Below are 12535 nucleotides of genomic sequence, written 5' to 3'. Positions count from 1 at the left end.
GTTGTAGGCCTGATAAGACACGACAGCGTCGCATCAGGCGTTGGTTGCCGGATGCGGCGTAAACGCCTTATCCGGCCCAGGTTTTGCTATTACCACCAGATTTCCATCTGGGCACCGAAGGTCCACTCATCGCTATCGCCACGACCGAAGCTACCGCCTTCGAAGTTCGCCGGAACAGCTTTGCCGTAGTTCGGGTTAGAAGAGGAACTACCGTTGTAGTCATAACCCCATTTCTCATCCCACTTGGCGTAGGTTGCGAAGACACGAATAGCCGGGCGTGACCAGATGCTGTCGCCAGCCTGCCATTGTTGTGCGAGGGTGATTTTGTACTGGTTGTTCTTGTCGCCAGTGCGCTGGGATTCGACGTTGTCGTAGCCGATCTCCATCAAGGTACTCATGATAGGCGTCCACTTGTACATCGGACGAATACCGACGGTCCACCATTTGGTGCCGTTGTCGTTATCCCAGTTGATGTCCTGATACATACCCACGTACATCATGTCCCAATTGTCACCCATAGAAATCGCACCGTGATCCAGGATACGCAGCAGGTGACCGTTGTTGTTGATGTTGTAAGCAAAGTGTTCGTTATCAAATGCGACGCCAGACCCTTGCGACAGCCCTTTGCCCTGTGAGGTCATAGAGTCTGTTGCGTACTGAACAACAAACTTGTTAAAGCCTTTCAGGATGCTCTGGGTATGCTCGGCAGTGAACATCCAGCCATCTTTCGATGCGCCATCAACCAGACGATAGTTATCACGCAGGTTGGCACGACCGTAGTCGACACCCAGCTCTAAGGTTCCGCCCGGGTTAATTTCCATCTGCGCTAAACGCACGTCAAAGACGTCGTTCGCAGTTTCGTTGGTATAGTCATAAATATTGTTGCTGGCGAAAGAGGAAGAACCGCCCGCTTCAGAAGAACGCGTTGCTGCCAGGGAAAGTTTACCGAAACCAACGTCGATGTTTTCCAGACCGGCACCAGGACCAGAAATATCCCAGTAGTAGAAGTCGATCATATGAACGTCATGACGCTGATAGAAACGCTTACCAGCCCAAATGGTGGCACCTGGCAGCCATTCAATCAGGTTTTTCCCCTGCACATTCGCTTCACGGAAAGCCGGATCGGTGGCCTCCCAGTCATTCTGTTGTGCTACGGAATAGGCCACGTTAGTGTCGAAATAGAAGCTCTTATCGCCTTCTTTCCACACTTCCTGACCCAATTTTAATTCAGCATAAGTTTCACATTCGTTGCCAAGACGGTATTTACTTTGAGCGCCAGTGGTCTGGAAACACTGTTGTTCACCGCCGCTCCCTGTCCAGCCGATACCGGAACGAGCGTAACCGTGGAAATCCACAGCCATTGCCTGAGCAGACATTACGCCCGCTGCGACGGCAACCGCCAGAGGAAGTTTGCGCAGAGTAATCATCATTCTATCTCCTGAGTCATTGCTTTTCTTTTTTCACATCACCTGTCACAGGCTCTGTGTCTTTTGTAGGATGCTTAAACGCCCGGTTCCTGATGCAGTCGACGACATGCAGTGCCATCCTCACGGAACAGATGGCAACGCTCTGGCGGCAGGCCGATAGCGAATGTGGCACCTTCTTCTACCAACACCACGTCAGACTGGCGGTACACCAGGTTTTGACGAATAGAAGGGATCTGGATATGAATTTGCGTTTCGTTGCCAAGCTGTTCGACCACCTGAACCTCACCCTCAAGGATGACGTCAGCGATATCGCTTGGCAGTAAATGTTCCGGGCGAATGCCCAGCGACATGTTGGCACCGACCTGAACATCGCGGCTTTCAACCGGAAGCCAGACTTGCTGGAGGTTTGGCATCGGCAGCTCAACCTGGACCTGATCGATTGCGGTAGCAGTTACTTTCACCGGCAGGAAGTTCATCTTCGGTGAACCAATAAAACCGGCGACAAAGCGGTCTGCCGGATAGTGATACAGTTCAAGAGGCTTCCCGACTTGCGCCACGCGACCGGCATCCAGCACCACGATTTTGTCGGCCAGCGTCATCGCTTCGACCTGATCGTGAGTGACGTAAATCATTGTGCGACCCAACCGTTTATGCAGACGGGAAATTTCGATACGCATCTGTACGCGCAGCGCTGCATCGAGGTTGGAAAGTGGTTCATCGAGTAAAAACACGCTTGGCTCGGCCACCAACGTACGACCAATCGCCACACGTTGACGCTGGCCACCGGAGAGCGCCTTCGGTTTGCGATCCAGCAAGTGCGCCAGTTGCAGCACTTCCGCTACCTGGTTAACACGCTGGTTGATGACCTCTTTCTTTGCGCCTGCTAATTTCAGGCCAAACGACATATTTTCTGCCACAGACAGATGGGGATAGAGCGCATAGGACTGGAACACCATGCCGACGCCGCGTTCTGCTGGCGGGGTGTCGTTCATTCGTTTTTCATCGATGAACAGGTCGCCGCTGGTGATCGTCTCAAGACCGGCAATCATGCGCAGTAAAGTGGATTTACCGCAGCCAGATGGTCCGACAAACACCACGAACTCACCTTCGTGGATGTCGAGATTGATATCTTTCGATACCACCACATCCCCCCAGGCCTTCGTTACATTTTGTAGCTGTACGCTCGCCATGCCCTTCTCCCTTCGTTACAACCTGTCATCGACAGCAACATTCATGATGCAGTGACTATGCGTCATCGGAAGATGGCTTAAATCCTCCACCCCCTGGCTTTTTTATGGGGGAGGAGGCGGGAGGATGAGAAGATGGTGTCTGCATACTAATCCGAGGAGAAGTAAGGAAATTCGTGATATTGCTTGCAAAAAACATGGCAATTTTGTGTGCGCCTCCCCGCAATACTGCTATTTCTGCGACGCAGATCACACAAAGCGAGGGTGGGGCGTAGGGGCAAGGAGGATGGAAAGAGGTTGCCGTATAAAGAAACTAGAGTCCGTTCAGGCGTTTTCACAAGCACTTCACCAACAAGGACCAGAGATTATGAAAATAAAAACAGGTGCACGCATCCTCGCATTATCTGTTTTAACGACGATGATGTTTTCCGCCTCGGCTCTCGCCAAAATCGAAGAAGGTAAACTGGTTATCTGGATCAACGGCGATAAAGGCTACAACGGCCTCGCAGAAGTGGGTAAGAAATTCGAGAAAGATACCGGAATTAAAGTTACCGTTGAGCATCCAGATAAGTTGGAAGAGAAATTCCCCCAGGTTGCGGCAACTGGCGATGGTCCGGACATTATTTTCTGGGCGCACGACCGCTTTGGCGGCTATGCCCAATCTGGTCTGTTGGCTGAAATCTCCCCAGACAAAGCGTTACAGGACAAACTGTATCCTTTCACCTGGGATGCTGTTCGTTATAACGGCAAACTGATTGCTTATCCGATCGCAGTTGAAGCGTTATCGCTGATTTATAACAAAGACCTGCTGCCGAACCCACCGAAAACCTGGGAAGAAATCCCGGCTCTGGATAAAGAACTGAAAGCGAAAGGTAAGAGCGCGCTGATGTTCAACCTGCAAGAACCGTACTTCACCTGGCCACTGATTGCCGCCGACGGTGGTTATGCGTTCAAGTATGAAAACGATAAATACAACGTGAAAGACGTTGGTGTGGATAACGCTGGCGCGAAAGCGGGTCTGACCTTCCTGGTTGATCTGGTTAAAAACAAACACATGAATGCGGATACTGATTACTCCATCGCAGAGGCAGCCTTTAACAAAGGTGAAACTGCGATGACCATCAACGGTCCGTGGGCATGGTCCAACATCGATACCAGCAAAGTGAACTACGGCGTGACGCTGCTGCCGACCTTCAAGGGACAACCTTCCAAACCATTCGTTGGTGTTCTGAGTGCAGGCATTAACGCTGCCAGCCCGAACAAAGAACTGGCGAAAGAGTTCCTCGAAAACTACCTGCTGACCGACGAAGGTCTGGAAGCAGTGAATAAAGACAAACCGCTGGGTGCCGTGGCGCTGAAGTCTTACCAGGATCAGTTGGCGAAAGATCAACGCATTGCCGCCACCATGGATAACGCCAAAAACGGCGAAATCATGCCGAACATCCCGCAGATGTCCGCCTTCTGGTATGCCGTGCGTACCGCAGTGATCAACGCTGCCAGCGGTCGCCAGACTGTTGATGCCGCGCTGAAAGATGCACAGGGTCGTATCACCAAGTAATGCCGTTAAATGCCGGATGCGGCGTGAACGCCTTATCCGGCCTACGAAGCCGAAGCGTATGTAGGCCTGATAAGACGCGCCAGCGTCGCATCAGGCATTGATTGCCGGATGCGGCGTGAACGCCTTATCCGACCTACAAAGCCGAAGCGTATGTAGGCCTGATAAGACGCACCAGCGTCGCATCAGGCAGTTGTTGCCGGATGCGGCGTAAACGCCTTATCCGACCTACGAAGCCGAAGCGTATGTAGGCCTGATAAGACGCCTCAGCGTCGCATCAGGCAGTTGTTGCCGGATGCGGCGTAAACGCCTTATCCGGCCTACGAAACCGAAACCTATGTAGGCCTGATAAGACGCCTTAGCGTCGCATCAGGCAGTTGTTGTCGGATGCGGCGTAAACGCCTTATCCGGCCTACGAAAACGAAACCTATGTAGGCCTGATAAGACGCCTTAGCGTCGCATCAGGCAGTTGTTGCCGGATGCGGCGTAAACGCCTTATCCGACCGAAAAAACGAAACGTATGTAGGCCTGATAAGACGCGCCAGCGTCGCATCAGGCAGTTGTTGCCGGATGCGGCGTAAACGCCTTATCCGGCCTACGAAACCGAAACCTATGTAGGCCTGATAAGACGCCTTAGCGTCGCATCAGGCAGTTGTTGTCGGATGCGGCGTAAACGCCTTATCCGGCCTACGAAAACGAAACCTATGTAGGCCTGATAAGACGCCTTAGCGTCGCATCAGGCAGTTGTTGCCGGATGCGGCGTAAACGCCTTATCCGACCGAAAAAACGAAACGTATGTAGGCCTGATAAGACGCGCCAGCGTCGCATCAGGCAGTTGTTGCCGGATGCGGTGTAATCATTTATCCGTCCTGGAATGAGGAAGAACCCCATGGATGTCATTAAAAAGAAACATTGGTGGCAAAGCGACGCGCTGAAATGGTCAGTGTTAGGTCTGCTTGGCCTGCTGGTGGGTTACCTTGTAGTTTTAATGTACGCACAAGGGGAATACCTGTTCGCCATTACCACGCTGATTTTGAGTTCAGCGGGGCTGTATATTTTCGCCAACCGTAAAGCCTATGCCTGGCGCTATGTCTATCCGGGAATGGCCGGAATGGGCTTATTCGTCCTCTTCCCTCTGGTCTGCACCATCGCCATCGCCTTCACCAACTACAGCAGCACCAACCAGCTTACTTTTGAACGCGCCCAGGAAGTTCTGTTGGATCGTTCCTGGCAAGCGGGAAAAACCTATAACTTCGGTCTTTATCCGGCAGGTGATGAGTGGCAACTGGCGCTTACCGATGGTGAAACCGGCAAGAATTATCTCTCCGACGCCTTTAAATTTGGCGGCGAGCAAAAGCTACAGTTGAAAGAAAGCGTCACACTGCCTGAAGGCGAGCGCGCAAATCTGCGCGTGATTACCCAAAATCGTCAGGCACTGAGCAACATTACCGCCATTCTCCCGGATGACAACAAAGTGATGATGAGCTCCCTGCGCCAGTTCTCCGGTACGCAGCCGCTCTACACGCTGGGCGATGATGGTACGCTGACCAATAACCAGAGTGGTGTAAAGTATCGCCCTAATGACCAGACAGGCTTTTACCAGTCCATTACCGCCGACGGCAACTGGGGCGACGAAAAGTTAAGTCCGGGTTATACCGTAACCACCGGCTGGAAAAACTTTACCCGCGTCTTCACCGACGAAGGCATTCAGAAACCGTTCCTCGCGATTTTCGTCTGGACCGTGATGTTCTCACTGATCACTGTCTTTTTAACGGTGGCAGTCGGCATGGTGCTGGCTTGTCTGGTGCAATGGGAAGCGTTGCGCGGCAAAGCTATCTACCGCGTACTGCTGATTCTGCCCTACGCCGTCCCCTCATTTATTTCAATTTTGATTTTCAAAGGGTTGTTCAACCAGAGCTTCGGTGAAATCAACATGATGTTGAGCGCACTGTTTGGCGTGAAGCCCGCCTGGTTCAGCGATCCAACCACTGCGCGGACGATGCTGATTATCGTCAACACCTGGCTGGGTTATCCGTACATGATGATCCTCTGCATGGGCTTGCTGAAAGCGATTCCAGACGATCTGTATGAAGCCTCTGCGATGGATGGCGCAGGCCCATTCCAGAACTTCTTTAAAATCACGCTGCCGCTGCTGATCAAGCCGCTAACACCGCTGATGATCGCCAGCTTCGCCTTTAACTTTAACAACTTCGTACTAATTCAACTGTTGACCAATGGCGGCCCGGATCGTCTTGGCACCACCACACCAGCCGGTTATACCGACCTGCTCGTTAACTACACCTACCGTATCGCCTTTGAAGGCGGCGGTGGTCAGGACTTCGGTCTGGCGGCAGCGATTGCCACGCTGATCTTCCTGCTGGTGGGTGCGTTGGCGATAGTGAACCTGAAAGCCACGCGAATGAAGTTTGATTAAGGGAGATAACAAAAATGGCAATGGTCCAACCGAAATCGCAAAAAGTACGTTTATTTATTACTCACCTGCTACTGCTACTTTTTATCGCGGCGATAATGTTCCCGCTGCTAATGGTCGTCGCCATCTCGCTGCGCCAGGGGAACTTCGCGACCGGCAGCCTGATCCCGGAGCAAATCTCGTGGGATCACTGGAAACTGGCGTTAGGTTTTAGCGTTGAACAGGCGGATGGTCGCGTTACGCCACCGCCGTTCCCGGTACTGCTGTGGCTGTGGAACTCGGTGAAAGTCGCGGGGATTTCTGCGATTGGTATTGTGGCGCTCTCCACTACCTGCGCCTACGCCTTTGCCCGTATGCGCTTCCCTGGCAAAGCGACGCTGCTGAAAGGGATGCTGATTTTCCAGATGTTCCCGGCGGTACTCTCACTGGTCGCGTTGTATGCGTTATTTGACCGCCTGGGTGAGTACATTCCGTTCATCGGCCTGAATACCCACGGCGGCGTTATCTTTGCTTACCTGGGGGGGATTGCGCTGCACGTCTGGACGATCAAAGGTTATTTCGAAACTATCGATGGCTCGCTGGAAGAAGCGGCGGCGCTGGATGGCGCGACGCCGTGGCAGGCCTTCCGCCTCGTCCTGCTGCCGCTGTCAGTACCGATTCTGGCAGTGGTGTTCATCCTGTCATTTATCGCTGCTATTACTGAAGTTCCGGTCGCGTCGCTGTTACTGCGTGATGTGAACAGTTACACCCTGGCCGTGGGTATGCAGCAATACCTCAACCCACAAAACTACCTGTGGGGTGACTTTGCTGCCGCTGCTGTGATGTCTGCATTACCGATCACCCTCGTCTTCTTGCTGGCTCAACGCTGGCTGGTCAACGGCCTGACGGCGGGTGGTGTGAAAGGTTAAAGATGTTGTTATGCCAATGTTATGCCGCTGCACCCTCAACTTACGTTATCCTAACTTGTGACTGTTATTCGGCGCTCTTCGGAGCGCCTCTTTTTTACTCCCGCTTCAGCCGTTTCGAATTACACAGCCATAGCGTGATCACCAGTAACAGGATCGCTGCAGAGTAGATCAACACATCCAGTGGCGATTTATGATCGACGATGATCAAGCGCACAATGGCGGTGATCCCGATATAGACAAAGTAACGTAAGGGAAAGTGAAATCCGGACTGAAAATACTTCACAATCAGGGCGATAAATTCGAAATAGAGAAAGTAAACCACCAGCCCTTCCACCAGCTCATATTTGCTGGTTTGTTCTGGTGCGAACAGCACATCAGCCAGATGCACCGTTTCTTTGCCGAGAAAGACAACCAGAATCAAGCCCAGGCACAACAGGCCAAGATTGAGTACGGTCTGCAAAATAGTGGAGATAAACTCCACGCGGGGACGAGATAGCGACGTCATAACAGCCCTCCAACTCAGTGGCGAGCTTCCTGTATAACGTAAAAATGTGACGGAGATCTATATTTTTTGTGTATGTTTTGTTCAACCTGGATTTAGATGGCTCCTCCCGCCAGCGCCGGATGCGGCTCCCCGTAGGCCGGATAAACCGCGCCTGACTGTGCCTCCGGCAAGACACGCGCCCCCAAAAAATCACCCATTCAGGTGATTCCCAGCCACCAACAAAGCGCGAAAAATCGACAATGTTCCTCTGGAACAAATAAAACCTAACCTGATAAAGGTGGTAAAAATGAAGCCTTATTTTGCTGCTTTGTTGTTATCAGTCTCTGTTCTTCCTGCTTTTGCCGGTCCGCTCGGTACTGCTGATAAAGCCGACCTTCCGCAAAGCAATGTCTCCAGTCCAATGATGGCTCAGTCGCTCAGGCAACCAGACCTGCAACCTATATCGACGGACAGGAAGACAGAATGTTTTCGCCTTTACACACCAGATCGTAAACCGGGGGTGAACTGCGTTCCTGATGGCTCGACAGGCCATTAAGAATGAGGGTGCCAGTGATTGCGAAAGCTGGCACCTTTCCCATGACTTAACGGAAATTTACGCTACGATCGCTGGTCATATCATACAACTGGAACTTACGCCCAAGTTGCTGACCACCGTCGCGCGTCAGCGGTGTCCAACCAATTGCCGCACGACTGCGGGTCGGGCCGGACGAGAAGAGATCCAGCGGTACAGAGACATACACGCCTTTGGTGAAATCCCCTTCCCCGTACTCCTCTTTCGAAACGTTAGTGATCGTGGCATAGCCACCCACCACCACGCCGCTATCAAAACGTTTGGCAATCTCCAGCGTACCGCCTTTATCCCCTGCCAGATACTGCCCGACGCTCGCTTTGACTAACACATCCTGGGCGAAAGATGGCGTCCAGTACGCGGTCAGATGTCCGGTTTTCACGCTGTAATCGGTAAACTTCATCATATCTTTCGCGCTACGCCAGTCGCGCTGTTTCACATAGTTAGCATCCAGCCCAAACGCCCAGTTGCTATCCAGCGGACGATACAACACTTCTGCCCCCGCACCGCCAAACATGGTTTCGAGATAGCCGCCGTAGACCTGGCCATAGAAGCCGTTGCCCAGATGCTGGAAGTAGTTGGCTTGCAGGTTATTGACGTAAACATCGTTCTGCACATATTCACGAACATGAGTACGCACACGCGGCAGATGGGAGTCCTGCGGCGGGTTAGTGTAGTTAAACTTGTCGTAGTTATTCGCCAGGTTAGCAAACAGGCTGCCGGTAGTCAGCAGATGATCCGTTAGCCACAAATCCGCCGTCCCCATCACGCCAAGCTGGTACATATAGAAATTTTCCGGGCCACCAACTGACTGATTCAGTACTGGATCGATATGGAAATCAAAGCGCGATTTGTCAAAATACCAGCCTTGTTCAGTGGACTTCGGCACCACCGGTTCGACGCGTTTTTGTGCCAACGTTGTTTCATGACCCAGCGGCTCTCCGGCAAGATGATTTTTCAGGCTGGCGACATCCGTTTCAGTGGTCACCTGCGGCATATTAAGCCGATTTTCCGTTATACGGATCATGCGGATCCCATCCGGCAGATCGTTCATCACGATCCGATTGGCACGAATGATCCCTTCGCGCGAATCGCGATATTTCACCTGCTCGCCGGTAACATACAGCGTATCGCCTTTCACCTGGATCTGCGGATCGGCAAGCCCGGCGTTGTATTTCAACAGCGTTAACTGATTCGCCACCACCGAATGCTGCAAAATGGCATCCTGCGGCTGCGGCTGGTATTGCGGTCGGGCGTTATCGTTGTACGACGGGCGCAGATCGTTAAAGTTGGTGCGCAGCGTGACGCCAAACATAAAGGTGTTGCCACGTTCATAGCTAAGGTTAACGTCGGCCCAATCGGTAACGCGATAAATCGCCCCGACGTTAAACTTACTTTTTTGCTCCAGCTTCCCGGCAAAATCCTGCTGATAATTATTGCCTTCATACTCCAGTTTCAGGCGCAGCGGCTGCCAGGGCGTCTGGTATTCCACTCCTCCAAACAGCGAGGCTGGGCCGTGGAACATCTGGCTGCCGTCGATAGAACCCGCCTGTTTATAGCTGTTATCGCGATAGCAATATTTGTCACTGGCTGAACAGAGCGGATTTTTCACGTTACCGCTGGTGCCCAGATATCCCCCCCCCAGGCCGAGCGTGAAATCGAACGGCCCCCAGGCTTTGCTGGCGACCAGATATTCCGCATCAAACAGCCCCGTACCGCCGATATCCCGCGCGCCAACAGCCACCTGCGGCATCCAGTAACTCTCTTCCCACAAACGCAGTTTAAGATCGAAGGCTTTATCTTTATACGTTTGGTCGCCAGAGAACGCTTCGACGCTGCTGTACTGTCTGGTACGCACGTCGGTATAGCGCAACGTCGTTTCCAGCCACGGGAAGAGTTGCACTGAAGCTGAGTAATAACGGTACTGATCATTATCGCGGTAGTTGAGACTAAGCTCCCCTTCCCGCGCCATACGGGCGGTGGGCGTTTGCAACAAACCGACGCCGCCGAAATCTGATTGCGACGGCCCGATAGGCGCAGGATACGTTTCGCCGTAGCAGGCCGCGCTAATGCCCAGCGCCAGTACGCTAAGCAGATGTCTTTTTTTCATTATTGGGGTATCCGCTGCGTCAGAATCTGAAGAATGTCGGCGTTCAGGGCGTCTGGCGTCTTACTCCAGACGGAGTCCGCCAGGCCAACATAAATAATGCTGCCGGGCATCGGCTCTACGTGACGCTTGTTCCAGTAAGCCACCGGCGCTTTTTGCGTGCGACCGTCTGGATAAATAACCCATGCGTAGCTGCGATCCGCACCACTAAGCAGGTTCTGACCGGAGAGGTAACTCGCCACGTCACGACCTGGGGTAAATGGCTGATTGCCTGGACGACTAATAAGCCCAAACAACGTGACCGTTGACGGCGGAGATCCGACCCACAGCGTGTAGTTGCCCTGCAACGGCGGGTTACCGCGTTCGGCAACGCGCACCATATCGGGATCAAGATTGATTTTTTGCCTGCCCGTCACTTTCAACGCCTGAATTTGCTGGCGTAAGGTGTTAATAGCGGCGGCATCATCACCGCTGGAATCTGCGGCCAACGCCGCCAGTCGTGCCAGCAACGCCTGCTGTTGACGCAATGCCGCCGCCGTTGCCAGCTCTTCGCTAATCACCGCACCGGGCCACCAGCTATTTGCCAGTCGTGGTTGCCCCACCAGATCGATTAAATACTCTGCGCCCGTCAGCGTTTTTGCCTCGCGACTACCATTGCTAAACACCTTGACGGTTCCCGCCGCCAAGACCGATGACATCCCTACGCTCAAAAGCAACGCTGCAATTGTTTGTTTAATCATTGTTTTGCTGCCTTGATGAGCGTGGTTTTCACCGGGAAATAATCTGCACCGAGATACTGTTCCGACTGGCGAATTTGTCCTTCGCTGTCGATCCAGTAACGGTTATGCCAGCACGCCTGATCGGTGGAGACTTCTTCATCCAGCACGCGAACCGGGGTTTCATCGCTGCCGACTTTGACGGTGTCAGTACCATCCCATTTAAAGACTGAACGAGCTGTGGCGTAGCGCACCTGCTGATACTCGGTCCAGCCCATCGTGCGAGTCCAGGTTGTGCCATCAACGATTTGTGCGGGTTTGGTCAGCGGATCGGCAGCAAGATTATTTACTTCAATCAGGTTGTCGCCACCGAGCAGGGTTTTCACCAGACGGCCATGTTGCGTAACGAGGGTAGCCTGATCCTGAGTAACCCATTTTTGTTGTCCGTCTTCAGCGAAGGCCAAAACGACAAATAACTGTGGACCGCCATTAAGCTGCATATACTGGCTGGCGTAGGGCATATTTTGAATATCATCGTCCGTAAGCTGAACGCCCGGCGTACCGAACAGGCTGTCCCACAGTGAGTTGCCCAGTTCTTGAGTAGTGGCTGAACAGGCCTGTAATAACAGGCAGATAAGAATGAGTGCAGGTCGCTTCACGACTCTTCTCCAGAGGGGCAGAATAACCACACCGGAGTGTGGTTATGGTAAATCCCTTCATACCTCAAGCCACAGATGCGATGACTCGAATTATTCTGGGGATACATACTTTATTACTGAGTACTGGTGGTCGTGGTTGTTGTGGTCCCGGTATTAGAACCATCACCGCCACCGGTTGCCGCGAGCGCGACGCCCACCGCCGAGCTTACGGTGCTGACGCTGGTCGCAGAGGAACTACCCGCTGAAACCGACGTTGCTGCTGACCCTGCCGCTTCGCCCACCTGTACAGGTGCAGCCCACGCAGAAGTCACCGCAAGCGCAGATATGGCAAAAATGCCATACAGAACTTTTTTCATAATAATTTCCCTTCATTGAATGAATGGAGATTTACCCAAAAACATTTCGGGCGGGATCGAGTATACACAACTAAAGCATACGAATTACGCCGCGGGGAATTAGTGAAGGGGTTTTA

At 52.7% G+C, this 12535-nt stretch carries 11 protein-coding genes; 4 read left to right on the top strand and 7 right to left on the bottom strand.

Annotation, left to right across the window (positions count from 1 at the left end):
* Window positions 1-89: 89 nt before the first annotated feature.
* Together lamB and malK are read right to left on the bottom strand one after the other, a co-directional pair.
* The gene (gene lamB, locus BEA93_RS21150) at window positions 90-1430 is read right to left on the bottom strand and encodes a maltoporin LamB (protein ID WP_001517566.1); all 1341 of its coding nucleotides are present in this window, start codon (window positions 1428-1430) and stop codon (window positions 90-92) included.
* A 71-nt stretch (window positions 1431-1501) separates the two neighbouring features.
* Window positions 1502-2617 (bottom strand): maltose/maltodextrin ABC transporter ATP-binding protein MalK, encoded by a 1116-nt coding sequence (gene malK, locus BEA93_RS21145; protein WP_000179158.1) that lies wholly within the window; start codon window positions 2615-2617, stop codon window positions 1502-1504.
* A 364-nt stretch (window positions 2618-2981) separates the two neighbouring features.
* On the opposite strand from malK, the gene malE reads away from it, so the two are divergent.
* From malE to malG, 3 genes are all read left to right on the top strand, one after another.
* A complete protein-coding gene (gene malE / locus BEA93_RS21135; RefSeq protein ID WP_000695404.1) occupies window positions 2982-4172 on the top strand; it encodes a maltose/maltodextrin ABC transporter substrate-binding protein MalE in 1191 nt (396 codons plus the stop codon).
* 886 nt (window positions 4173-5058) lie between these two features.
* Window positions 5059-6603, top strand: coding sequence for a maltose ABC transporter permease MalF (gene malF, locus BEA93_RS21130; RefSeq protein ID WP_061090595.1), 1545 nt, complete (start codon window positions 5059-5061; stop codon window positions 6601-6603).
* Window positions 6604-6617: 14 nt separating this feature from the next.
* A complete protein-coding gene (gene malG, locus BEA93_RS21125) occupies window positions 6618-7508 on the top strand; it encodes a maltose ABC transporter permease MalG (RefSeq protein ID WP_001252091.1) in 891 nt (296 codons plus the stop codon).
* A 94-nt stretch (window positions 7509-7602) separates the two neighbouring features.
* Here malG and psiE read toward each other — a convergent pair whose 3' ends face one another.
* The gene (gene psiE, locus BEA93_RS21120) at window positions 7603-8013 is read right to left on the bottom strand and encodes a phosphate-starvation-inducible protein PsiE (RefSeq protein ID WP_000202902.1); all 411 of its coding nucleotides are present in this window, start codon (window positions 8011-8013) and stop codon (window positions 7603-7605) included.
* A 256-nt stretch (window positions 8014-8269) separates the two neighbouring features.
* On the opposite strand from psiE, the gene BEA93_RS21115 reads away from it, so the two are divergent.
* On the top strand, window positions 8270-8548 hold the full coding sequence (locus BEA93_RS21115; RefSeq protein ID WP_000804022.1) for a hypothetical protein: 279 nt from the start codon (window positions 8270-8272) through the stop codon (window positions 8546-8548).
* A 46-nt stretch (window positions 8549-8594) separates the two neighbouring features.
* Here BEA93_RS21115 and BEA93_RS21110 read toward each other — a convergent pair whose 3' ends face one another.
* The 4 genes from BEA93_RS21110 to yjbE all read right to left on the bottom strand — a co-directional run bounded on the left by BEA93_RS21110 (window position 8595) and on the right by yjbE (window position 12419).
* Window positions 8595-10691, bottom strand: coding sequence for a YjbH domain-containing protein (locus BEA93_RS21110; protein WP_105225039.1), 2097 nt, complete (start codon window positions 10689-10691; stop codon window positions 8595-8597).
* Window positions 10691-11428, bottom strand: coding sequence for a capsule biosynthesis GfcC family protein (locus BEA93_RS21105; protein WP_016262767.1), 738 nt, complete (start codon window positions 11426-11428; stop codon window positions 10691-10693). The genes BEA93_RS21110 and BEA93_RS21105 overlap by 1 nt, the downstream gene beginning before the upstream one ends.
* Window positions 11425-12063 (bottom strand): YjbF family lipoprotein, encoded by a 639-nt coding sequence (locus BEA93_RS21100; RefSeq protein WP_001517554.1) that lies wholly within the window; start codon window positions 12061-12063, stop codon window positions 11425-11427. The genes BEA93_RS21105 and BEA93_RS21100 overlap by 4 nt, the downstream gene beginning before the upstream one ends.
* A 113-nt stretch (window positions 12064-12176) precedes the next feature.
* The gene (gene yjbE / locus BEA93_RS21095) at window positions 12177-12419 is read right to left on the bottom strand and encodes an exopolysaccharide production protein YjbE (protein ID WP_000757338.1); all 243 of its coding nucleotides are present in this window, start codon (window positions 12417-12419) and stop codon (window positions 12177-12179) included.
* Window positions 12420-12535: the final 116 nt, after the last annotated feature.

The organism is Escherichia sp. MOD1-EC5950, assembly GCF_002965345.1.
Classification (GTDB): Bacteria; Pseudomonadota; Gammaproteobacteria; order Enterobacterales; family Enterobacteriaceae; genus Escherichia; species Escherichia marmotae.
The sequence above is the reverse complement of the archived record's forward strand: the minus strand, read 5'-3'. Positions and strand labels throughout refer to the sequence as shown.

Excerpts from the sequence above, each read along its gene's own strand:
- lamB (WP_001517566.1), bottom strand. The coding sequence starts at position 1,430 with ATGATGATTACTCTGCGCAAACTTCCTCTGGCGGTTGCCGTCGCAGCG.
- malK (WP_000179158.1), bottom strand. The coding sequence starts at position 2,617 with ATGGCGAGCGTACAGCTACAAAATGTAACGAAGGCCTGGGGGGATGTG.
- malE (WP_000695404.1), top strand. The coding sequence starts at position 2,982 with ATGAAAATAAAAACAGGTGCACGCATCCTCGCATTATCTGTTTTAACG.
- malF (WP_061090595.1), top strand. The coding sequence starts at position 5,059 with ATGGATGTCATTAAAAAGAAACATTGGTGGCAAAGCGACGCGCTGAAA.
- malG (WP_001252091.1), top strand. The coding sequence starts at position 6,618 with ATGGCAATGGTCCAACCGAAATCGCAAAAAGTACGTTTATTTATTACT.
- psiE (WP_000202902.1), bottom strand. The coding sequence starts at position 8,013 with ATGACGTCGCTATCTCGTCCCCGCGTGGAGTTTATCTCCACTATTTTG.
- BEA93_RS21110 (WP_105225039.1), bottom strand. The coding sequence starts at position 10,691 with ATGAAAAAAAGACATCTGCTTAGCGTACTGGCGCTGGGCATTAGCGCG.
- BEA93_RS21105 (WP_016262767.1), bottom strand. The coding sequence starts at position 11,428 with ATGATTAAACAAACAATTGCAGCGTTGCTTTTGAGCGTAGGGATGTCA.
- yjbE (WP_000757338.1), bottom strand. The coding sequence starts at position 12,419 with ATGAAAAAAGTTCTGTATGGCATTTTTGCCATATCTGCGCTTGCGGTG.